24 protein-coding genes and 5 tRNA genes are annotated in these 19836 nt (G+C 59.3%); 10 read left to right on the forward strand and 19 right to left on the reverse strand.

Annotated features, from left to right (window positions below; genetic code table 11):
• Positions 1 to 15: 15 nt before the first annotated feature.
• From E4P00_RS14595 to E4P00_RS14605, 3 genes are all read right to left on the reverse strand, one after another.
• On the reverse strand, positions 16 to 321 hold the full coding sequence (locus tag E4P00_RS14595) for a DUF6388 family protein (protein WP_216090728.1): 306 nt from the start codon (positions 319 to 321) through the stop codon (positions 16 to 18).
• A 150-nt stretch (positions 322 to 471) separates the two neighbouring features.
• Positions 472 to 544 (reverse strand) — tRNA-Thr (locus E4P00_RS14600).
• Between the two features lie 63 nt (positions 545 to 607).
• Entirely contained in the window at positions 608 to 1021 is a 414-nt protein-coding gene (locus E4P00_RS14605; protein WP_005784685.1) for a pilin, read from the reverse strand.
• A gap of 199 nt (positions 1022 to 1220) precedes the next feature.
• Between E4P00_RS14605 and E4P00_RS14610 the strand changes: the two genes are divergently transcribed.
• Genes E4P00_RS14610 through yacG form a run of 4 tightly spaced genes read left to right on the forward strand, consistent with a single transcriptional unit; the run spans position 1221 to position 4109 of the window.
• Entirely contained in the window at positions 1221 to 2429 is a 1209-nt protein-coding gene (locus E4P00_RS14610) for a type II secretion system F family protein (RefSeq protein ID WP_223017573.1), read from the forward strand.
• On the forward strand, positions 2426 to 3292 hold the full coding sequence (locus E4P00_RS14615) for an A24 family peptidase (protein WP_282442910.1): 867 nt from the start codon (positions 2426 to 2428) through the stop codon (positions 3290 to 3292). Before E4P00_RS14610 ends, E4P00_RS14615 begins: the two co-directional genes overlap by 4 nt.
• A complete protein-coding gene (gene coaE / locus E4P00_RS14620; protein WP_032877844.1) occupies positions 3289 to 3912 on the forward strand; it encodes a dephospho-CoA kinase in 624 nt (207 codons plus the stop codon). The genes E4P00_RS14615 and coaE overlap by 4 nt, the downstream gene beginning before the upstream one ends.
• Positions 3909 to 4109 carry a DNA gyrase inhibitor YacG gene (yacG, locus tag E4P00_RS14625; RefSeq protein ID WP_003188437.1) on the forward strand — a complete coding sequence of 67 codons (201 nt, stop codon included), beginning with the start codon at positions 3909 to 3911 and terminating at the stop codon, positions 4107 to 4109. The genes coaE and yacG overlap by 4 nt, the downstream gene beginning before the upstream one ends.
• Here yacG and E4P00_RS14630 read toward each other — a convergent pair.
• Both E4P00_RS14630 and E4P00_RS14635 read right to left on the reverse strand, forming a co-directional pair.
• Positions 4106 to 4321, reverse strand: coding sequence for a hypothetical protein (locus E4P00_RS14630; protein WP_003171680.1), 216 nt, complete (start codon positions 4319 to 4321; stop codon positions 4106 to 4108). The two genes, yacG and E4P00_RS14630, sit on opposite strands and share 4 nt — an antisense overlap.
• Before the next feature lie 66 nt (positions 4322 to 4387).
• Positions 4388 to 5077 (reverse strand): energy-coupling factor ABC transporter permease, encoded by a 690-nt coding sequence (locus E4P00_RS14635; RefSeq protein WP_248131857.1) that lies wholly within the window; start codon positions 5075 to 5077, stop codon positions 4388 to 4390.
• Between the two features lie 129 nt (positions 5078 to 5206).
• Here E4P00_RS14635 and E4P00_RS14640 point away from each other — a divergent pair, with 129 nt between their 5' ends.
• Genes E4P00_RS14640 through E4P00_RS14650 form a run of 3 tightly spaced genes read left to right on the forward strand, consistent with a single transcriptional unit; the run spans position 5207 to position 7422 of the window.
• Positions 5207 to 5836, forward strand: coding sequence for a DUF1780 domain-containing protein (locus tag E4P00_RS14640; protein WP_003188431.1), 630 nt, complete (start codon positions 5207 to 5209; stop codon positions 5834 to 5836).
• A gap of 53 nt (positions 5837 to 5889) precedes the next feature.
• Positions 5890 to 6063: a DUF3094 family protein gene (locus E4P00_RS14645; protein ID WP_005784671.1), complete on the forward strand. Its 174-nt coding sequence runs from the start codon at positions 5890 to 5892 to the stop codon at positions 6061 to 6063.
• A 60-nt stretch (positions 6064 to 6123) separates the two neighbouring features.
• Positions 6124 to 7422 (forward strand): NAD(P)/FAD-dependent oxidoreductase, encoded by a 1299-nt coding sequence (locus tag E4P00_RS14650; RefSeq protein ID WP_078820261.1) that lies wholly within the window; start codon positions 6124 to 6126, stop codon positions 7420 to 7422.
• Between the two features lie 178 nt (positions 7423 to 7600).
• Here E4P00_RS14650 and E4P00_RS14655 read toward each other — a convergent pair.
• The 7 genes from E4P00_RS14655 to rluD form a co-directional block, all read right to left on the reverse strand.
• Positions 7601 to 7677: transfer RNA gene (locus E4P00_RS14655), tRNA-Pro, on the reverse strand.
• Positions 7678 to 7771: 94 nt separating this feature from the next.
• A tRNA-Lys gene (locus tag E4P00_RS14660) sits at positions 7772 to 7847 on the reverse strand.
• 5 nt (positions 7848 to 7852) lie between these two features.
• Positions 7853 to 7929: transfer RNA gene (locus tag E4P00_RS14665), tRNA-Pro, on the reverse strand.
• A 9-nt stretch (positions 7930 to 7938) separates the two neighbouring features.
• A tRNA-Asn gene (locus tag E4P00_RS14670) sits at positions 7939 to 8014 on the reverse strand.
• Positions 8015 to 8309: 295 nt separating this feature from the next.
• Positions 8310 to 10874 carry an ATP-dependent chaperone ClpB gene (clpB, locus tag E4P00_RS14675; RefSeq protein ID WP_005784667.1) on the reverse strand — a complete coding sequence of 855 codons (2565 nt, stop codon included), beginning with the start codon at positions 10872 to 10874 and terminating at the stop codon, positions 8310 to 8312.
• A gap of 135 nt (positions 10875 to 11009) precedes the next feature.
• Positions 11010 to 11735 carry a peptidoglycan editing factor PgeF gene (gene pgeF / locus E4P00_RS14680; RefSeq protein WP_103734655.1) on the reverse strand — a complete coding sequence of 242 codons (726 nt, stop codon included), beginning with the start codon at positions 11733 to 11735 and terminating at the stop codon, positions 11010 to 11012.
• Entirely contained in the window at positions 11732 to 12694 is a 963-nt protein-coding gene (gene rluD / locus E4P00_RS14685) for a 23S rRNA pseudouridine(1911/1915/1917) synthase RluD (protein WP_005784662.1), read from the reverse strand. The genes pgeF and rluD overlap by 4 nt, the downstream gene beginning before the upstream one ends.
• A 149-nt stretch (positions 12695 to 12843) precedes the next feature.
• On the opposite strand from rluD, the gene E4P00_RS14690 reads away from it, so the two are divergent.
• A complete protein-coding gene (locus E4P00_RS14690; protein ID WP_005784660.1) occupies positions 12844 to 13869 on the forward strand; it encodes an outer membrane protein assembly factor BamD in 1026 nt (341 codons plus the stop codon).
• Positions 13870 to 13996: 127 nt separating this feature from the next.
• Positions 13997 to 14230: a PP0621 family protein gene (locus tag E4P00_RS14695; protein WP_005784659.1), complete on the forward strand. Its 234-nt coding sequence runs from the start codon at positions 13997 to 13999 to the stop codon at positions 14228 to 14230.
• Here E4P00_RS14695 and thiO read toward each other — a convergent pair.
• The 5 genes from thiO to pilV all read right to left on the reverse strand — a co-directional run bounded on the left by thiO (position 14217) and on the right by pilV (position 17527).
• Complete coding sequence (gene thiO, locus E4P00_RS14700; protein ID WP_005784658.1) at positions 14217 to 15326, reverse strand: glycine oxidase ThiO; 1110 nt, start codon at positions 15324 to 15326, stop codon at positions 14217 to 14219. The two genes, E4P00_RS14695 and thiO, sit on opposite strands and share 14 nt — an antisense overlap.
• Before the next feature lie 62 nt (positions 15327 to 15388).
• Complete coding sequence (locus tag E4P00_RS14705; RefSeq protein WP_032877965.1) at positions 15389 to 15790, reverse strand: type IV pilin protein; 402 nt, start codon at positions 15788 to 15790, stop codon at positions 15389 to 15391.
• 11 nt (positions 15791 to 15801) lie between these two features.
• A complete protein-coding gene (locus tag E4P00_RS14710; protein WP_032877967.1) occupies positions 15802 to 16332 on the reverse strand; it encodes a PilX N-terminal domain-containing pilus assembly protein in 531 nt (176 codons plus the stop codon).
• Between the two features lie 5 nt (positions 16333 to 16337).
• Entirely contained in the window at positions 16338 to 17045 is a 708-nt protein-coding gene (locus E4P00_RS14715; protein WP_248131859.1) for a prepilin-type N-terminal cleavage/methylation domain-containing protein, read from the reverse strand.
• On the reverse strand, positions 17042 to 17527 hold the full coding sequence (pilV, locus tag E4P00_RS14720; RefSeq protein ID WP_248131861.1) for a type IV pilus modification protein PilV: 486 nt from the start codon (positions 17525 to 17527) through the stop codon (positions 17042 to 17044). The genes E4P00_RS14715 and pilV overlap by 4 nt, the downstream gene beginning before the upstream one ends.
• A gap of 206 nt (positions 17528 to 17733) precedes the next feature.
• Here pilV and E4P00_RS14725 point away from each other — a divergent pair, with 206 nt between their 5' ends.
• Entirely contained in the window at positions 17734 to 18315 is a 582-nt protein-coding gene (locus E4P00_RS14725) for a GspH/FimT family pseudopilin (protein WP_078820257.1), read from the forward strand.
• On the opposite strand, the gene ispH is transcribed toward E4P00_RS14725, so the two are convergent.
• Positions 18269 to 19216, reverse strand: a complete 948-nt coding sequence (gene ispH, locus E4P00_RS14730) for a 4-hydroxy-3-methylbut-2-enyl diphosphate reductase (protein ID WP_005784653.1) — start codon at positions 19214 to 19216, stop codon at positions 18269 to 18271. The genes E4P00_RS14725 and ispH overlap by 47 nt on opposite strands.
• Before the next feature lie 177 nt (positions 19217 to 19393).
• Positions 19394 to 19831 carry an FKBP-type peptidyl-prolyl cis-trans isomerase gene (gene fkpB, locus E4P00_RS14735; RefSeq protein WP_177327426.1) on the reverse strand — a complete coding sequence of 146 codons (438 nt, stop codon included), beginning with the start codon at positions 19829 to 19831 and terminating at the stop codon, positions 19394 to 19396.
• Positions 19832 to 19836 lie beyond the last annotated feature (5 nt).

The raw sequence follows: 19836 nt of genomic DNA on the forward strand, positions 1-19836 counted from the left end.
AACTCGCGGCTGCTTTTAAACTACAAGATTATTCATCTCGCAGTACTCTTCCCATTCGACGCCCAGCACCTCGGCCGCCTCTTTATGCAAGGCCAACCGCGCAGCTTCGAATTCTTCCGGTGTCGAGGTGTACTTGAGGGTCAACTCCCAAGGCTGGAGGCTCTGGCTCTCTGCCTCATCCTCGAATGCCCACTGAATCTGATCGCGCTGGTCGTCAGCGCTCAGGTCCTTGATCTCTTCTTTAAGCTGCGGCGTCGCCTCAAGGTATTTCTCGAGAGCTGCTTGGTGCCGAACTTCCTGGGTCATCTCAGTCGTGGTCATGTCGTTCTCTTGGATCGAGGAATGGGGATGCATCTGGGTCATCTAGGTTGCGCAGATACAAAAGAGCGAGCACGAATGCCGACTCGTCTGGCCTTCAGAACCATTCTGGGATCATCTGAAAACATTGCCTTTGAAGCAGTGGTGCGCTTTTGCCCGAGACAGGAATCGAACCTGCGACCTTCGCGTTACGAGTGCGCTGCTCTACCGGCTGAGCTACACGGGCGGTGGGCTAAAGCTAGCACTGCATTGGTCATGCAGCAACTGACTCGCTCACCGCCCGGCGCCATCACGCGCCGTTGGCAGAGCAGCCCTTGGCAACGTACTGCGGATCCGCTGTGGTAGCACAGGTCCATCCGCTGGTTGCGTTGCGGGTCAAGGTGATGGTCTTGCCGAGCACGGGCGCTGGCGCATCGAGGATTTCACAGCTGATGGAGCCGGCGCCCGAGGCTACATCTCCTGTCACGTCGATCTTGCAATTGGCAGTGGGGCTGTTGCCACCGATCAACGACACAGTGGGCACAGTGCCCTGGTTGATGACGTCTTCATAACCGGCCTTCAACGCGCTGATTTCAGCCAGCCCCGCCGTAAACTTGGCCTTGGCCTGGTGCTTGGTGTACATGGGCAAACCGATCGTGGCCAAAATGCCGATGATTGCCACAACGATCAACAACTCGATCAAGGTAAAGCCTTTTTGACGCATCTCTTTCACTCTCCAGAATAAAACCATGACAAGGCGCGTCCTGCGCCCCGAAGTGTGCAACGGCGCCAGTGTACCCACCACCACGAAGCCCATCGCCTGCAAGACGCACATTCTGACACTTTATCCCATAACACCAGCCGCCCCGAATCCGCCACCTGACTACGCTATAAATTCTTCACTGCCGGGTGCGCAAACCGATATGAACGACACGTCAACAATCTATGCCTGGGAAGGCATCAACCGCAAAGGACGCAGGGTGACCGGGCAAACCGCTGGCGACAGCCTTGCGCTGATCAAGGCACAACTGCGCCAGCAAGGGATCTGCCCCGAGCGTGTGCGCAAGAGGCCTCGATCACGTTCGGCTTTCACCCCGCGAATCCTGCCAGCCGATATCGCCCTGTTTACCCGACAGTTGGCGACCTTGCTCAAAGCCGGGATCCCGCTGCTGCAAGCCTTCGACATCATCAGTGAGGGTTTTGAAAACCAGCAGGTGCGTGAACTGGTCAAGGCGTTGAAACAACAGATCGCCAGCGGCAATAACCTGGCCGCAGCGCTACGCCTGCACCCGCGTTATTTCGATGACCTGTACTGCAACCTGGTAGCTGCCGGAGAACAGGCCGGGGCTCTGGAAACCCTGCTGGAGCGCGTGGCGATTCATCTGGAAAAAAGCCAACAGCTCAAAGCCAGGATCAAAAAAGCCATGACTTACCCTGTCGCAGTCCTGGTAGTCGCGACACTGGTCAGCACAGTGCTGTTGATACACGTCGTGCCTCAGTTCCAGCATCTGTTTGCCGGGGTCGACAGCCAACTGCCCGGGTTTACCCTGGGGGTCATTGCCCTGTCCGAGTTCTTACAACAAGCGTGGTGGATACTCGTGCTGGGCCTGGCCGTGGGGGTGGGCGGGCTGCGCCACGCCTACCGCCGTTACCCTGGCTTTCGCCATTGGCTGCAAGCGAGTTTGTTGAAAGCGCCTCTGGCAGGCAAACTGCTGCAAAAAACCGCCGTCGCCCGCTACGCCCGCACGCTTTCGACCACGTTTGCAGCGGGTGTCCCGCTGGTCCAGGCACTGGGCTCGGTAGCCGGAGCCGTCGGCAATGACCCCTTCAAACAGGCAATCGAACGTATGCGCCACGATGTATCCACAGGCATGCAGTTGAATCAATCCATGCACAGCTGCGGTTTGTTTCCCGGCATGGCGATCCAGATGACCGCCATTGGAGAGGAGTCCGGCACCCTGGACCGGATGCTGGAAAAAGTCGCGAACCACTACGAGTCGGACGTAGACACCCTGGTCGATAACCTCACCAGCCTGATGGAGCCGCTGATCATGGTTGTCCTGGGGGCCATTGTCGGCGCGCTGGTGATTGCAATGTACCTGCCGGTCTTTCAATTGGGTACGGCCTTTTGAGCCTGCTGCTGAGCGAGCAGCACTGGGCGTTTGCCTGCATGGCACTGGTGCTCGGCCTGATCATCGGCAGTTTCATCAACGTGCTGGTCTGGCGCCTGCCCAGAATGCTCGAACGCGAATGGCGTGCCCAGGCCCATGAGGTCCTCGGCCTGCCAACCGAGCCCGCCGGGCCGGTGTACAACCTGATGCGCCCGAACTCCTGCTGTCCGCGCTGCAACCAGCCGATTCGGCCCTGGGAAAATATCCCGCTGCTCAGCTTCCTGATGCTCCGGGGTCGTTGCGCCCATTGCCGTGACCCCATCAGCGTCCGCTATCCCCTGACCGAAGTGACGTGCGCGCTGATCACTGCCGCTGTTGCCTGGCATTTCGGCTTCGGCTGGCAAGCCGCTGCGGTGATGTTGCTGAGCTGGGGCTTGCTGGCAATGAGCCTGATTGACCTGGACCACCAATTGCTGCCGGACGTGCTGGTCTTGCCGCTGCTCTGGCTGGGGCTGGTTATCAACAGCGCTGACCTGTTGGCGACACTGCCCGACGCATTGTGGGGCGCGGTCATTGGCTACATGAGCCTATGGAGCGTGTTCTGGTTGTTCAAGCTGGTCACCGGCAAGGATGGCATGGGCCATGGCGATTTCAAGTTATTGGCATTGCTGGGGGCCTGGGGTGGCTGGCAGATCCTGCCGATGACGTTGCTGATGGCCTCACTGATGGGCGTGTTTGCAGGGCTGATCCTGCTGCGCTTGCGCAAGGCCCAAACGTCGACGCCGATGCCCTTTGGGCCGTGCCTGGCAATTGCCGGCTGGATTGCATTGCTCTGGGGTGGTCAAATAACCGACTTCTATTTGCAGTCTGTCGGTTTCAGATGACCACTTCTGTCGCAACACCCTGGATTCTTGGCCTCACAGGCGGCATTGGCAGCGGCAAAAGCGCTGCGGCCGAGCACTTTATCGACCTGGGCATCGACCTGGTGGACGCCGATCATGCTGCCCGCTGGGTCGTCGAACCCGGGAGGCCGGCTCTGGCGCGCATTGCCGAGCATTTCGGCGACGGCGTGCTGCTACCCGACGGCCAGCTGGATCGCGCCGCGCTGCGCAAACTGATCTTTGAGGTACCGCAAGAACGTTTGTGGCTGGAAGCCTTGCTGCACCCGCTGATTGCCGAGGAAATTCGCAGCCACCTGGCACGCGCCCAGTCGCCTTACGCGATCCTGGTGTCACCGCTGCTGATCGAGTCCGGCCAATACAGCATGACCCAGCGCATCCTGGTGATCGACGTGCCGCAATCGCTGCAGATTCAGCGTACCCTGCAGCGCGATGGCATCAGCGAACAACAGGTGCAGGCGATTCTCAAGGCTCAATCGAGCCGCGAAGACCGCCTGAACCATGCCGATGACGTGCTGGTCAACGATAAGGACCTTGCCTGGCTGCACGGCGAGGTCGAGCGACTGCACCACTTTTACCTTACTTTGCGTGGAGGCCGATCATGAGCCAACCCTTGACCGTCGACTGCCCAACCTGCGGTGCACCCGTGGAATGGAAAGCGACCAACCTCAACCGGCCGTTCTGCTCGGACCGTTGCAAGCTTATCGACCTGGGTGCCTGGGCCGCTGAAGAACACAAGATTCCGGTGGCCCCGGATGCCGAAGACGAACTGTTTTCCGAAGACCTGCCGCCGCGCCACTAAGGCCGCATAAAGGCATATTCCTGCTGGTCGTCGAGGTTTTCTGCAAGGTATTGCAACTCGTCGGCCAGGTCTTCAAAACTGCGTACACCCTTGCTTTGCTGCACCACCGCACTGAGCATGGCGCGCAAGGTCAAGCCGGGGTCAAAACCGATTTCCTGCGCTGCGTCCTGGCTTCTGCGCAACTCCTGCCGTGCCCACTCGTACACACTCATGATCGGTGCTCCAGAAAAAATTTTGCAGAGCATGGACCTGCGCCGGTGCCCGGCATTTGACCTGGATCAACGCCGTGAATCGTCGTCCTTCCAGGGGGCCGAGAGATAGCGAGTTCGGTTGAAGGTCTCCAGCCATTCCGGGCAAAACACCACCAACGCGCTGACGACCATGCCGTTGATAAAGGCTTCGGGGAAGATGATCAGCCACAGGTAACCTACAAAGTCCTCCAACCATTCCGGCATCGCAAAGCGGCCGTCCAACCACAACAGGCCCAGGCCGACCGACAGGCACAACAATGCCGACAGCGCCGCCGCAAAAAAACCGGAACAGAAGATATACACAAAGGGGTTTCGCGGTTGCGCCCGTTCGACCAACAGCGCGCAGCTTTCGGTGACCAGCACCGGCAGCCCGACCAGAAGCAGGCCGTTGACGCCAAGGGCGGCCAGATCCTGGCGCCCCAGCAGCATCAAGCCGAACTGTGCAGCAAACCCACCGACGATTGCCAGCGGCCAATCCAGCAGCAAGGTCACGGCGGTCATGCCGATAAAGTGGTACGAGACCCCGGTATCGAAATCCCGGCGCACCAGCCACAGCATAAACAACGCGAACACCGTACCGAACAGCAAATGCTGGCGCCGTCGGTCGGCGAACAATTCGACCCAAGGCGAACGCAACATCGCCCACATCACCACCGGCGCATATAACAGCCAGCCAATGCCGAGGGTCATGGGCGCCAGAACAGCTGCACTGATCACAGATGCACTACCTTAATAAAAAGCCTCACCACACACCTCATCCTTGGGCCTGCTGCCAAGTGACCAGTCTACACCCGCGTTTTAAAGCAGGACTTCCTGTGGTCATCATTTGAACGCTAAGCTGGGAATATGGATGACTCAGATTATTTGCGCCTGCTCACCGTAGCAGCCGAACAAGCCAATGCGTTCCTGTCCAATGCCCGCAAATGGGAGCGTGAGCGTTGGGTCTGCCAGCGCCTGCTGCAGGGCTTGAATGTGCCCTACCGCGTCGAAGAGTTTCACGCTGCGGGCCAGGAGCCGCCGGATGTGTTGTTTCGCGACGCCAGTTTCGAGGTGTTTTTCGTGCTGGACGAGGGGCGCCGCCTGAACGACGAATGGCGCGATGAATTGCTGCGCAGGCGTAGCGCGTTCTCTTTGAGCCAACTGGTGCGGCGCGAAGCCAAGCCACGACGCATTCCCGCCCATGAGTTTTTGTTGCGCCTGGCACCGACACTGCGCAAAAAAGCACATAACTACAAAGAACGCGGCATGGATCTGGGGGAGTTGGACCTTATCGCTTTCACCAGCCTCAAACGCGAAGTGCTGGACCTCAACAGCCACTTTCCGCCGCCAACCGAATACCTGCGCCAGGGCTGGCGCTCACTGTCACTGGTGGGGCCAACCTTCGCGCGCGTACTGTTCGCACACCCGGACGCGCCGGACTTCTTGCGCAACAACCTGGGCCGCAGCATAGTGTTCGATGTGGGCATCAGCCTTTGAACCCTTGGCTGTAACGTGGCGCCCTTTTGCAACGTCTACCTGACGAGGCCTTTATGACCAGCCGCCTGAACCCCGATGACCAACAGCATGTCCAAGAGTACCTGCAACTCTCCCAGCACAGAGTCGAGCGCAAGCCTTTCCGGCCATGGCTGCTCCTTTGTGTGGTGCTGGTAGTGGTGATCGGGCTCGGCGTGCTGAGCCGCCTATTGAGTTACCTGACGCTATGAGCTGCCTGGCGCTCGCGGGGGTAACTGCTCCGATTTCTTTTAGCCTTGCGAGATATCCCCATGACCCATCGTATTATTATCGTCGGCGGCGGCGCCGGCGGCCTGGAGTTGGCTACCCGCCTGGGTAAGACTCTGGGCAAGCGCGGCAAGGCCAGCATCACGCTGGTGGACGCCAACCTGACTCACATCTGGAAGCCTCTGCTGCACGAAGTGGCTGCCGGCTCGCTGAATTCTTCGGAAGACGAACTCAATTATGTCGCCCAGGCAAAATGGAACCACTTCGAGTTCCAGCTTGGGCGCATGAGTGGGCTTGACCGTGAACAGAAGAAAATCCAGCTGGCCGCCACCCTCGATGAAGAAGGCCGCGAGCTGGTGCCCGCGCGCGTACTGGGCTATGACAGCCTGGTCATTGCCGTAGGCAGCACCACCAACGACTTCGGCACCGAGGGTGCGGCGCAGCATTGCCTGTTCCTCGATACCCGCAAGCAAGCCGAGCGCTTCCACCAACAACTGCTCAACCACTACCTGCGCGCCCATGCCGGGCAAACCGATGCCGTTGAACAAATCAGCGTGGCCATCGTCGGTGCCGGCGCCACCGGGGTGGAGCTGGCCGCCGAGCTGCATAACGCAGCCCATGAACTGGCTGCCTATGGCCTGGACCGCATCAAACCGGAAAACATGCATATCACCCTGATCGAAGCCGGCCCGCGGGTATTGCCTGCCCTGCCAGAGCGGATCGGCGGCCCAGTGCATAAAACCCTGGAAAAACTCGGGGTGACCGTGCTGACCAACTCGGCGGTCAGCGAAGTAACCGCCGACGCACTGATTACCAGTAGCGGCCAAGTGATTCCCGCCAGCCTCAAGGTATGGGCGGCCGGGATCCGCGCACCGGGTTTTCTCAAAGACATCGATGGCCTGGAAACCAACCGCATCAATCAGCTTCAGGTGCTGCAAACACTGCAAACCACTCGCGATGAAAACATCTTCGCCTTTGGCGATTGTGCCGCCTGCCCGCAACCGGGCACCGACCGCAATGTGCCCCCACGAGCCCAGGCCGCGCATCAGCAGGCTTCGTTGTTGGCCAAGTCGCTGAGATTGCGCATTGAAGGCAAGGATCTGCCGACCTACAAGTACACCGACTACGGCTCGCTGATCTCGCTGTCGCGGTTCTCGGCGGTAGGTAACCTGATGGGTAACCTGACTGGCAGCGTGATGCTGGAGGGCTGGTTGGCGCGGATGTTCTATGTGTCGCTGTACCGTATGCACCAGATGGCGCTGTACGGCTTCTTCCGCACGGCGATGCTGATGCTGGGCAGCAAGATTGGGCGAGGCACAGAACCGCGCCTCAAACTCCACTAACAACGCATAACACCTGTGGGAGGGGGCTTGCTCCCGATAGCGGTGTATCAGTTAATGAATACTTAGCTGACCCACCGCTATCGGGAGCAAGCCCCCTCCCACATTTGTTTTGCGGAGAATTCAAGATTCGCGCGCGCAAAAAAAATCCCCGTATCTTTCGATACGAGGATTTTTAATATGGTCGGGGTAAGGGGATTCGAACTCCTGACATCCTGCTCCCAAAGCAGGCGCGCTACCGGACTGCGCTATACCCCGGTAAAAAAAAGGCGACCTTTCAGTCGCCTTCTTCGATCAGCGCTTTTGGCCTCTGATCTTAAGATTCGATTCCAGCCTGAACTGGTCTCAAAAATGGTGGGTCGTGTGGGATTCGAACCTACGACCAATTGGTTAAAAGCCAACTGCTCTACCAACTGAGCTAACGACCCAAATATGGTCGGGGTAGGGGGATTCGAACTCCCGACATCCTGCTCCCAAAGCAGGCGCGCTACCGGACTGCGCTATACCCCGATTTGAAATTGGCTCCGTGACCAGGACTCGAACCTGGGACCCAATGATTAACAGTCATTTGCTCTACCGACTGAGCTATCACGGAACTACATATTTCAAATTTACTGCTGTGTAACCTTCTCTTCGACCTTGTCCGTATCGCTACGTTAGCGTCTCTGAGGCGCGCTATTCTACAATCTTAAAAACCCCTGTCAACCCTTTAAATTGCTTTTAAGACAATGATTTGCGCTTCTTTCTGATTTCTTCTTGGGGAGAAGAAACCCGTGGGCTGACGTTGCTGCGGGGCGCACTTTACAAGCCTTTGCCTTACAGTTCAACGCCCTATCGAAAAAAAAGGCCTCGCAATGCGAGGCCTCTCGTTATTACACCGGGTGCTGGCCTCAGTGGAAGACGATTTCGTCGTCTTTCACCGTTGCCGTGACGCGAGTGCCCGGCATAAAGCTGCCCGACAGGATCAACTGTGCCAGCGGGTTCTCGATCCAGCGCTGGATCGCACGCTTCAACGGCCGTGCGCCATACACCGGGTCGTAGCCCACTGCGATCAGCTTGTCCAACGCCTCGCCGCTCAGCTCAAGGTCGAGCTCACGCTCAGCCAGGCGACTGCGCAGGCGGCCCAACTGGATTTCGGTGATACCCGCAATCTGATCCCGTGCCAGAGGCTCGAAGATCACCACTTCATCCACCCGGTTGATGAATTCCGGGCGGAAGTGGGTGGTCAAGGCGTCCATCACCGCTGCGCGCTGGGCCTCGCGATCCCCCACCAGTTCCTGGATCTGTGCCGAGCCCAGATTGGAGGTCATCACGATCACCGTATTGCGAAAGTCCACCGTACGCCCGTGGCTGTCCGTCAAGCGACCATCTTCCAGCACCTGCAGCAAAATGTTGAACACATCCGGGTGCGCCTTCTCGACCTCATCCAGCAGGATCACCGAGTAAGGCTTGCGTCGAACGGCCTCGGTCAGGTAACCGCCCTCCTCGTAGCCCACATAGCCTGGTGGTGCGCCGATCAGGCGAGCCACCGAGTGTTTCTCCATGAACTCGGACATATCAATGCGTACCATGGCCTCTTCAGTATCAAAGAGGAACTCGGCCAGGGCCTTGCACAGCTCAGTCTTACCTACGCCGGTCGGGCCGAGAAACATGAACGAGCCGCTTGGACGGTTCGGGTCGGACAAGCCGGCACGGGAACGCCGTACCGCATTGGATACCGCCACCACCGCCTCTTCCTGACCGATGACGCGCTGGTGCAACAAACTTTCCATTTTCAGCAGTTTGTCGCGCTCGCCTTCGAGCATTTTCGAGACTGGAATGCCGGTCCACTTGGAGACCACTTCGGCGATCTCCTCCTCGGTCACCTTGCTGCGCAGCAACTGGTTCTCAGGCTTGCCGTGCTGGTCGACCATCTGCAGGCTGCGTTCCAGGTCCGGAATCACACCATATTGCAACTCAGCCATGCGGCTCAGATCGCCTTTACGACGCGCGGCTTCCAGTTCCTGACGGGACTGCTCGATTTTCTGCTGGATCTGCGCCGAACCCTGTACTTCGGCTTTTTCCGAGGTCCAGATTTCTTCGAGGTCCGAATACTCACGCTCCAGACGGACGATTTCTTCCTGAAGTTTTTCCAGGCGTTTCTTCGCTGCCTCGTCCTCTTCTTTCTTCAACGCCTGGGATTCGACTTTCAGTTGAATCAGGCGCCGATCCAGGCGGTCGAGCACTTCCGGCTTGGAGTCAATCTCCATGCGAATGCGGCTGGCCGCTTCGTCGATCAAGTCGATGGCCTTGTCCGGCAACTGACGATCGGTGATGTAGCGATGGCTCAGCTTGGCCGCCGCAATGATTGCGCCATCCGTGATCGCCACCTTATGGTGGACCTCATAGCGTTCTTTCAGGCCCCGCAGGATCGCGATGGTGTCTTCTTCGCTTGGCTCTTCCACCAGCACTTTCTGGAAACGCCGCTCAAGGGCCGCATCCTTTTCAATGTACTGACGGTATTCGTTGAGCGTGGTCGCACCGACGCAATGCAACTCGCCCCGCGCCAAGGCCGGCTTGAGCATGTTGCCAGCATCCATCGAGCCTTCGCCTTTACCGGCGCCGACCATGGTGTGCAGTTCGTCGATAAACAGAATGATCTGGCCTTCCTGCTTCGACAATTCATTAAGCAGGGATTTCAGTCGTTCTTCGAACTCACCACGGAACTTGGCACCGGCGATCAGGGCCCCCATGTCCAGGGACAACAGGCGTTTGCCTTTTAAGCCGTCCGGCACTTCACCATTAATGATGCGCTGGGCCAGGCCTTCGGCAATCGCGGTTTTACCCACGCCAGGCTCACCGATCAGCACCGGGTTGTTCTTGGTGCGACGCTGCAGGACCTGGATGGTGCGACGAATCTCATCGTCACGACCAATCACCGGGTCGAGCTTGCCTTCTTCGGCACGCTTGGTCAGGTCGACGGTGTATTTGTCCAGGGCCTGTCGCGACTCCTCATGGTTGGGGTCGTTCACGGCCTCACCGCCACGCAGGTTGTTGATAGCGTTTTCCAGGGCTTTCTTGCTCACGCCCTGCCCCAGCAACAATTTGCCGAGCTTGCTGTTGTCGTCCATGGCGGCGAGCAGCACCAGTTCGCTGGAGATGAACTGGTCACCCTTCTGCTGGGCCAGGCGGTCCGCCTGATTGAGCAGGCGCGCCAGGTCCTGGGACATATTCACGTCGCCGGTAGGGTTTTGAATTTTCGGCAGTTGGTCGAGCTCTTTGCTCAACTCCTTGCGCAGGCTGTTGATGTCAAAGCCCACCTGCATCAACAAGGGTTTGATAGAGCCACCTTGTTGCTCCAGGAGCGCCTGCATCAAGTGCGCCGGCTCAATCGCCGGATGGTCGAGGCCGACCGCCAGGGATTGGGAGTCCGATAAGGCCAACTGCAATTTGCTGGTTAAACGATCAATACGCATTAGTCACCTTCCTTTTGAGCAGGCCGGAGCTATGAACAAACACATCCTGAATGAAGAAACCTGCCAGATACCCTTATAGATGGGGTGGATTCTGGGGGTTTCAAGCGGCGGACTGTTGATACAGGTCAGGACAGTCTAGCGTTCAAGCCAGATAAGGGAGGCGAATCGGCCCGTACGCGGGCTGCGGCGATAAGAAAAGAAGCGTGTATCGGTCACGGTGCAAAAACCACCACCATATACAGCGGTGACACCGTTTGCTGCCAGACGCAGGCGCGCCAGCTGGTAGATGTCGGCCATGAACTTGCCGGGGTTGTGGCTGGGAACAAAGGCTTCAGCGGTGGCCGGCAGTTGCTGCATGAACGCTTCACGTACCTCCGGGCCGACCTCAAAGGCTTGCGGGCCAATGGCTGGGCCGAGCCAGACCAGGACGTCTTCAGGAGCAGTATCCAGGCTTTCGAATGCGGCCTCCAGCACGCCAGCCGCCAAGCCACGCCAACCGGCATGGGCTGCGGCAACCCGGGTACCCGCACGATTACAGAACAGCGCAGGCAGGCAATCGGCGGTCATGGATGTGCAGGCGATGCCGGGGGTGCTGGTCCAACTGCCATCTGCCTCGACGGTAAGGCCTGGATCGGCCTCAACCACGTGAGTACCGTGGACTTGGCGCAACCAGGCAGGCTGGATATCGAAGGCGCTGCTCAGACGACGGCGATTTTCAAGGACGGCCTCAAGGCTGTCCTCGACGTGATCGCCCAGGTTGAGGCTGTCGAACGGCGCCAGACTGACACCGCCCGCACGAGTCGTGACGCAGGCTTTGACCTGAGACGGCGCGGGCCAGTCAGGAATCAGCCAGTCACTCATCCGATAAACGCCTCACGATCCTGCTTGAGCAGCGACAACAACCAGACCAGGTCGTCTGGAAGTGGCGATTCCCAACTCATGCGCTTACCGCTCGTCGGATGATCCAGTTCCAGGAAGCGTGCGTGCAGTGCCTGGCGCGGGAAGGACTTCAGCGACTCGACCATTGTCTGGCTTGCCGCCGGCGGAATACGGAAGCGCCCACCGTAGGCAGGATCGCCGACCAACGGGAAGTTGATATGCGCCATGTGCACACGAATCTGGTGGGTGCGCCCGGTTTCCAGCTTGACCCGCACATGGGTGTGGGAGCGGAAACGCTCCAGCACACGGTAGTGGCTGACGGCTTGCTTGCCGCCTTCCATCACCGCCATACGCTGGCGCTGCTGGCCGTGGCGACCAATCGGGGCGTTGATCTTGCCCCCGGCCACCACCACACCGATCACGATGCACTCGTAGATCCGGCTGACGCTGCGACTCTGCAACTGAGTAACCAGTTGCGTCTGCGCCTGAATGGTCTTGGCCACCACCATCAAACCGGTGGTGTCCTTGTCCAGACGGTGCACGATGCCGCAGCGCGGGACATTGATGATGTCCGGGACGTGGTGCAACAAGGCATTGAGCAAAGTGCCGTCAGCGTGCCCGGCAGCCGGGTGAACCACCAGGCCAGCGGGTTTGTTGATGACCAGGATGTCGTCGTCTTCATAGACGATATCCAGCTCGATGTCCTGAGCGACCCATTCTCCCTGGGCTTCCTGCTCGGCAGTCAGCTCAAGAATCGCACCGCCATGAACTATGTCTCGCGGGCGGATAACCGCTCCATCCACAGTCAGGCGGCCGTCTTTGATCCAGGCGGAAAGGCGCGAGCGCGAGTGCTCAGCGAATAATTGTGCGGCGACTTGATCGAGGCGTTGGCCGCCCAATTCGGACGGCACCTCTGCGCGAAGTTCAATTTTATCGGACATGCTCAGACTAGGCGTGGCACAGCCTTTGGTTTCGGCTGCGCGCTTGTGGTTAAATACGGCGTCTTTTGCCCCGAGGCTTTCAACGGGGCGCTCATCATAACAGGACGGCCCCGCCCAAGACAGCGGCCGTCATAGGGACGCAAGCCGCCATGCAAGTGAAACACCTGCTGCTGATCGCCATCCTCGCCATGACTGCTGCTTGCTCGTCAACAAAGGACGTCGTCGACGAAAACCTGAGCGAAGTCGAGCTGTACCAGCAAGCTCAGACAGACCTGGACAATAATAGCTACACCAGCGCCACAGCGAAGCTGAAGGCATTGGAGTCGCGCTACCCATTCGGCCGCTATGCCGACCAGGCCCAGTTGGAGCTGATCTACGCCAACTACAAGAACGCCGAGCCGGAAGCTGCCAAGTCCGCTGCCGAGCGTTTTATCCGCCTGCACCCACAGCACCCGAACGTGGACTACGCCTACTACATGAAGGGCCTGACCTCGTTCGACCAGGACGTTGGCCTGCTGGCGCGCTTCCTGCCGCTGGACATGACCAAGCGTGACCCGGGCGCTGCACGCGACTCCTACAACGAGTTCGCCCAGCTGACCAGCCGCTACCCCAACAGCCGCTACGCGCCGGACGCCAAGCAGCGCATGATCTACCTGCGCAACCTGCTGGCCTCCTACGAAATCCACGTGGCCCACTACTACCTGACCCGTCAGGCCTACGTAGCTGCCGCCAACCGTGGCCGCTATGTTGTGGAGAACTTCCAGGAAACCCCATCCGTGGGCGACGGCCTGGCGGTGATGACCGAGGCTTACCAGCGTCTGCACCTGGACACCCTGGCGACCACCAGCCTGGAAACCCTGAAGCTCAACTACCCAGATCACCCAAGCCTGAAAGATGGCCAGTTCGTGCCTCAGGTTGCCGAAGCCGACAACCGTTCGTGGCTGAGCAAGTACACTTTGGGCCTGATCGAGTCTCGTCCGCCACTGCCGCCGGGTGAAACCCGCGCCAACCAGGACGTGATCAAGCAGTACCAGGACGCCAAGGATGCCATCCCTTCGGACCTCAAGCCTCACGACGAGAACGGCGACGTTATCGAAGAAGAGGAGCCGCAGGCCCTTGGCAACAACGAAGACCGTTCGTGGTTCAGCTACATGACCTTCGGTGTGTTCGACTGATTGTTCGACGCAACGCAAAAGGGAGCTCTGAAGGAGCTCCCTTTTTTATGAGCGAGTATTTATTGCGCTGTGCGCCTGTGGCCAGCTTGGCTAAACTGGCGCATTCCTTGTCGAGAAACTGCCCATCATGCTTCGTCTACTGTTCTGGATTGCCGTCATTGCTGCCGCGGTATGGTTCTGGCGCAAATTCAAAAACCCTGCAGCCCGCCAGCAACGACCTGCCGAGCCGAACGCAGCGCTGATGGTGCGATGCGCCCACTGCGGCGTGCACCTGCCGCAGGATCGCGCACTGAGTTCGCGCCAGGAGTGGTACTGCACCCAGGCGCACCTGGAACAAGGGCCGAAGTCTATCCAGCGTTGAGGCGACCTGCCGGGGCATAAGGCGCCGGATCAATGATCGGAGCCCGCCCCAACAGCAAGTCGGCGAACAACTGGCAGGAGGCCGGTGCGAGTACCAGGCCATTGCGGTAATGCCCGCAATTGAGCCACAAGCCCTGAAAGCCGGGAACCTCTCCGATATAGGGGATACCTTCCGGCGAACCGGGCCGCAACCCCGCCCAATGCCCGACCACCTCGGCGTCCGCCAAGGCGGGGATCAGTTCCACCGCAGACGCCTTGAGGCTCGCCAACGCAGTTTCGGTCGGCGTCTTGTCGAACCCCTCATGTTCCAATGTGCTTCCAATCAGAATGTGCCCATCGCGGCGGGGGATTGCATAGCGCCCCTTGGCCAAGACCATGCTGGATAAAAAGTCGGACGCGCACTTGTACAGGATCATTTGGCCTTTGACCGGCTCCACGGGAAGGGTCATGCCCAGTGTGCTCAGCAACTGCCCGCTCCAGGCCCCGGCGGCGAGCACCACCTGATCGGCAAAAACCGGTCCCGTAGCAGTGTTCACCCCCACCACGCGATTGTTGTTCTGCACAAAACCCGACACTTCGCAGTGCTCGTGAATCGTCACATCCGGCAACGCCAGCAGCGCCGCCTTCAAGGATTTGACCAGGCGAGGGTTGCGCACATTGGCCACATCGGCCATGTAGATCGCCCGGGAGTAGCCGCCTCCCAGCGCCGGCACGGCATCATGAGCCTGGGACACGTCCACCTTGCTCAATGGCCGCCCTTCACGCGCAGCCCAGGCCAATGCGTCAGCCTCATCATCCAGGTCAAGCCAGTACAAACCCGTGGTATGAACCTCGGGATCGACACCGGTTGCGGCAAACAAGCGCTGTGCCAACTGCGGATAGAAATCCTGGGACCAATGGGCCAAGGCAGTCACGGCCGGGCTATAACGCCATGGATACAACGGTGAGACAATTCCGCCACCCGCCCAGGAAGACTCCTGCCCAAGCCCCGCACGCTCCAGCAGCATGACTGCACGCCCTTCTCTGGCAAGGTTGTACGCCGTCAACAGCCCGATTACTCCGCCGCCGACAATCACCACTTGCTGTTGCTTTGCCATCATCTGATCCCGCCGATAAACAGGGAAAGGCGCGCCCGGCGCCCACTCTTCAAGCACTCTCATCACTGCCCCCAGCAGACTTTGCGCGACATTTCAGGCGCCGCTCCCGGGTTGCTTCGCATACCGGTGCTGCTCAAGCTGAAAGCTGCACACGCGTCGTCCGCCATGACTGAGTCCACGGCAGGCGTAGCGAGCAAGTCGAAATCCTGGGGGTTTAAAATCACACTGATTCTATAGTGATCGTTACCCGCAATGGCGCCGCCCGCATCAATAAAAGTGCCGTTTCTGGTATATGCGCGCTCCAGGTGCTGGGCTTGCTCGCTCAGCAACGCGACTATTTGCGCGCGATACACCTTTTTTACCTGGCCGATGTACCCGGGATACGCAATGCCGGCCAACAACGCAACGATCGCCACGGCGATCAATAACTCCATCAGGGTAAAGCCCTGGCTATCCATGCCCATCCCATTGCTCCTTATTGAAGTTGCCGCCATGAAATCCGTCGAAACCTGACGTTGCCGCCCTCCTCCACCCGTGCATAAACCGACTCCAGCACCGTGCGCGATTGGCCTGTAAGGCCCACGGCAGTGATGCGAAAGAGCGCTGCCCGTGTATCGGGCGGCAAATGAGCCAGCCCTGCTCCTTCCCCCAGGGATTGAACGCCATAAAACCCACCCCTCAAGGCCAACCAGGTGACCGCTGAGACAGGGTTTGCCCCTGCGCCAGTCAAGGAAAATGCTTCATTAGGCGGTACACACGTAATAACCGAGTTGCACACAGGCATCGCAGGGCCGCCCCTCTGCACAACCGACTCCCCCAGCCGCAAACCGCTTTCAGCAGACTGAAAGGATTGATTACGCTGCCACAGGCTACTTGCGACTTTTTGCTGGGCGACCGCCCCCTGTATCGACGACAGCCCCAGCTGCGATAACAACAGCAGGAATACCAGACTGATCAGCAGCACCATCCCGTTCTGCCGTACCCGAATACCGCCAAGCATCGACATCGCCCCTAACCCAACCGATTTCGCAGCGCCGCAACGACACTGTAGGTCTGATCCTTAACCCGCCCAGCTGGGTCTTGCAGAGTCATGGATATACGCACACTACGTACCAAAGAGCTGTCAGCCGAATGGCTGTCGTAACGCACCACAACCGTTGATGCAGGTTCAGCCGCCAAGCCAAAACTGATGTCGAATGCACGCACGTTATCAATCAGTACCGCCTTTGCCGGCGCTGCCGGAGTACTGACCTTCAACTGGCCCGATTCATAGGTGTAGGTAAGCTGGCGTATGCCAAAGCGGATCAGGCCAGGGGCGGCAGCAGGTGCTGCCCCCTCATACGCCTGGGCCGCCTCCTTGCAGTCGGACAACACCGTCCAATCGGGCTTGCCAGCGCCGTTACCGAGGTGCGCGGTGACCAACGTCAGCGACCTTGAACTTCCCGACGCGTCCCAGCTTATCGGTCGATCGAAGGCAGCCGGGGCGTTGTCGATAACGGTCGCGGCCAAACATCCCAACATGCCTGCCTGACGAATGTCCTGTGTGATCTTGCCCAGGGCAAGCCGCGCATCATCCTGCAGCACCATGGCGGCCTGCTGGCTGTCGTGAGTCAATCGTGAACTTATGAGCACCTGACTCACCCCCAACACCAGCACCAGCCCGACGGCGAGTGCCAGCAACAACTCCACCAGGCTGAAACCTCGGGCATGACGATTCATTGCAAGGCTCCCTGCTCACTGGTGACTCGGCTGGTCAGCGTGAAGGTTTCCCGTGCTCCTGGGGTGCCTGCTGAGCGGCGATCCTCCCAACTGATGCTGATGGTGACCTCATGCCCGCTTACCGCCACGGATCCCTTGGCATCCTTGCCAGCAAAACCAATGATATTGGCCTCGAAATCGTGCAGGTCCAGGTCGCGCACACTGGCGGCCGAAGTGTTGGGCGGCCCCGACTCGTCCCTCCCCCACGTGTAATCCGCACCAGCATTGGCGCGAATTCGGTCGAGCATGTCGTAGGCGATAAAGCTGGCTTGGCTGATCATCCTGGCGCTGTCGGTGTACTTGAGCGCGTTGAGCTGAAGCATTGCAGCGCCCATCAGGCCGACAGCCAGGATCAACAGCGCTATCAGCACCTCGATCAGCGTCATGCCGGATTGGTGCCGATGCGCGAAGCGCAGAAAAAATCGATTCGGGCGGGCAGGCATTACCGTCGTCATCCATGTCGAAGGCCGGAAAAAAGCAGGCAAACCCTGCTGTGCGATCCAAGACTAGCGGCGGATTTCGAGCAGCGCTGCTGCCGGAACAAAGGGAAATACTTTGGACATAAAGGCCATCACCCAGCATTCGCGGCCAGGCGCTATACCTAGGTCTGCAACTCGAAGATTCACTCGCGTCCACGGAGGGAACGCACATGACACAACGAGGGTTCACCCTGATTGAAATGCTGCTGGGGCTGATCGTCACCAGCTTCCTCGCGCAATTGGCCGTACCCGGTTTCAAAGGTTTGCTTGAATCGCAGCAACGACAAAGCGTGGCCCAATCACTTGCCGCCGGACTGCGTTACGCACGCATGGAGGCCATCACGCGCAATCAGGCGGTGGTCATTCATGCAAACGACAGGGACTGGAGCCTGGGGTGGCGGGTGATACTGGATGTCAGTGGACGCGGCCATCAGGACGACGACAACCCGGTGCTGCTGGAGCGCCAGGGTGATGGTCGCGTGCCAGTGGCAGGCAATGGCCCGGTCACGGACCAGGTGCGTTTCAGCGGCTTGGGAGAACCGGTTTTCGCCGGCGGAGGCTTCCGTGCCGGCACCGTGCATGTGTGCGACACGAGCCAGGCACAGAGCCTGTATCAGATCGTGCTGGCCCCCAGCGGACGCATCAGCCTGCGCAGTGACAAGACCGAGCAGGCATTATGCCGAGCCGATGCCGGCATTGTTGGCGTCAGAGCAGCGAGCGGACCCGCAGTTCCTTCGGCATCGAGAACGTGATGTTCTCTTCACGACCTGCCAGCTCATCGGCGCCAGTAGCGCCCCAGGCCTGCAACTGCTGGATCACGCCGCGTACCAGCACTTCCGGTGCGGAGGCGCCTGCCGTGATGCCGATACGCTCGACACCATCGAACCAACTGCGCTGCATGTCTTCGGCACCGTCGATCAGGTACGCCGGCGTAGCCATGCGCTCGGCCAGCTCACGCAGGCGGTTGGAGTTGGAGCTGTTAGGGCTGCCGACCACCAGCACTACGTCACACTCATTTGCCAGTTGCTTGACCGCATCCTGGCGGTTTTGCGTGGCGTAGCAGATGTCATCCTTGCGCGGGCCGCCAATGGCCGGGAACCGCGTGCGCAGGGCATCGATTACGCGGCTGGTGTCGTCCATGGACAAGGTGGTCTGGGTCACGAAGGCCAGGCGTTCCGGATTGTGCACCTGCAAGTTGGCGACGTCTTTCTCGTCCTCAACCAGGTAGATAGCACCGCCGTTGCTGGCGTCGTATTGGCCCATGGTGCCTTCTACCTCCGGGTGACCGGCGTGGCCGATCAGGATGCACTCACGACCGTCGCGGCTGTAGCGCGCCACTTCGATATGCACCTTGGTCACCAGTGGGCAGGTGGCATCGAACACCTTGAGGCCACGGCCCGCCGCTTCGGTACGTACAGCCTGGGAAACACCGTGGGCACTGAAGATGACGATCACGTCGTCGGGCACCTGATCGAGTTCTTCGACAAAGATCGCCCCGCGCGCGCGCAAGTCTTCGACCACAAATTTGTTATGGACGACTTCATGGCGCACATAAATCGGCGGCCCGAAGACTTCCAGGGCGCGATTGACGATTTCGATCGCCCGGTCCACGCCGGCGCAGAAGCCACGGGGGTTGGCGAGTTTGATTTGCATGCTGTGCCTCGTGTATTGCAGCCACATTGAGTCAATTTGACACTGACTCAACCGACAATGGAGATCAAAGGTGGGAGGGGGCTTGCTCCCGATATAGGTATATCAGTCTGCACATTTAGCTGATACACCGCTATCGGGAGCAAGCCCCCTCCCACATTTTAGACCGCGTACGGTCGGTTACAGCGCTTTGACGTCGATAATCTCGACGTCAAAGGTCAACGTCTTGCCGGCCAACGGGTGATTGAAGTCGATGGTCACTTGCGCGTCATCAAATGCTTTCACCACGCCAGGCAATTCAGTGTTCGCCGCATCATTGAAGATCACCAGCAAGCCTTCCGACAGGTCCATGTTCTGGAACTGCGAACGGGGGATGATCTGCACGTTTTGCGGGTTGGGCTGGCCAAAGGCGTTTTCCGGCAGGATTTGCAGGGTGCGCTTGTCACCGGCCTTGAAACCGAACAGTGCCGCTTCGAAACCCGGCAGCAGGTTGCCGTCGCCGACCTTGAAGGTCGCGGGGGCCTTGTCGAACGTGCTGTCGACCGTGTCGCCATTCTCCAGGCGCAGTGCGAAATGCAAAGTGACTTCCGTGTTCTGGCCGATGCGTTGCTCAGCCAATACCT

Origin of the sequence: Pseudomonas sp. B329 (genome assembly GCF_023127835.1) — a bacterium.
GTDB lineage: Bacteria > Pseudomonadota > Gammaproteobacteria > Pseudomonadales > Pseudomonadaceae > Aquipseudomonas > Aquipseudomonas synxantha_A.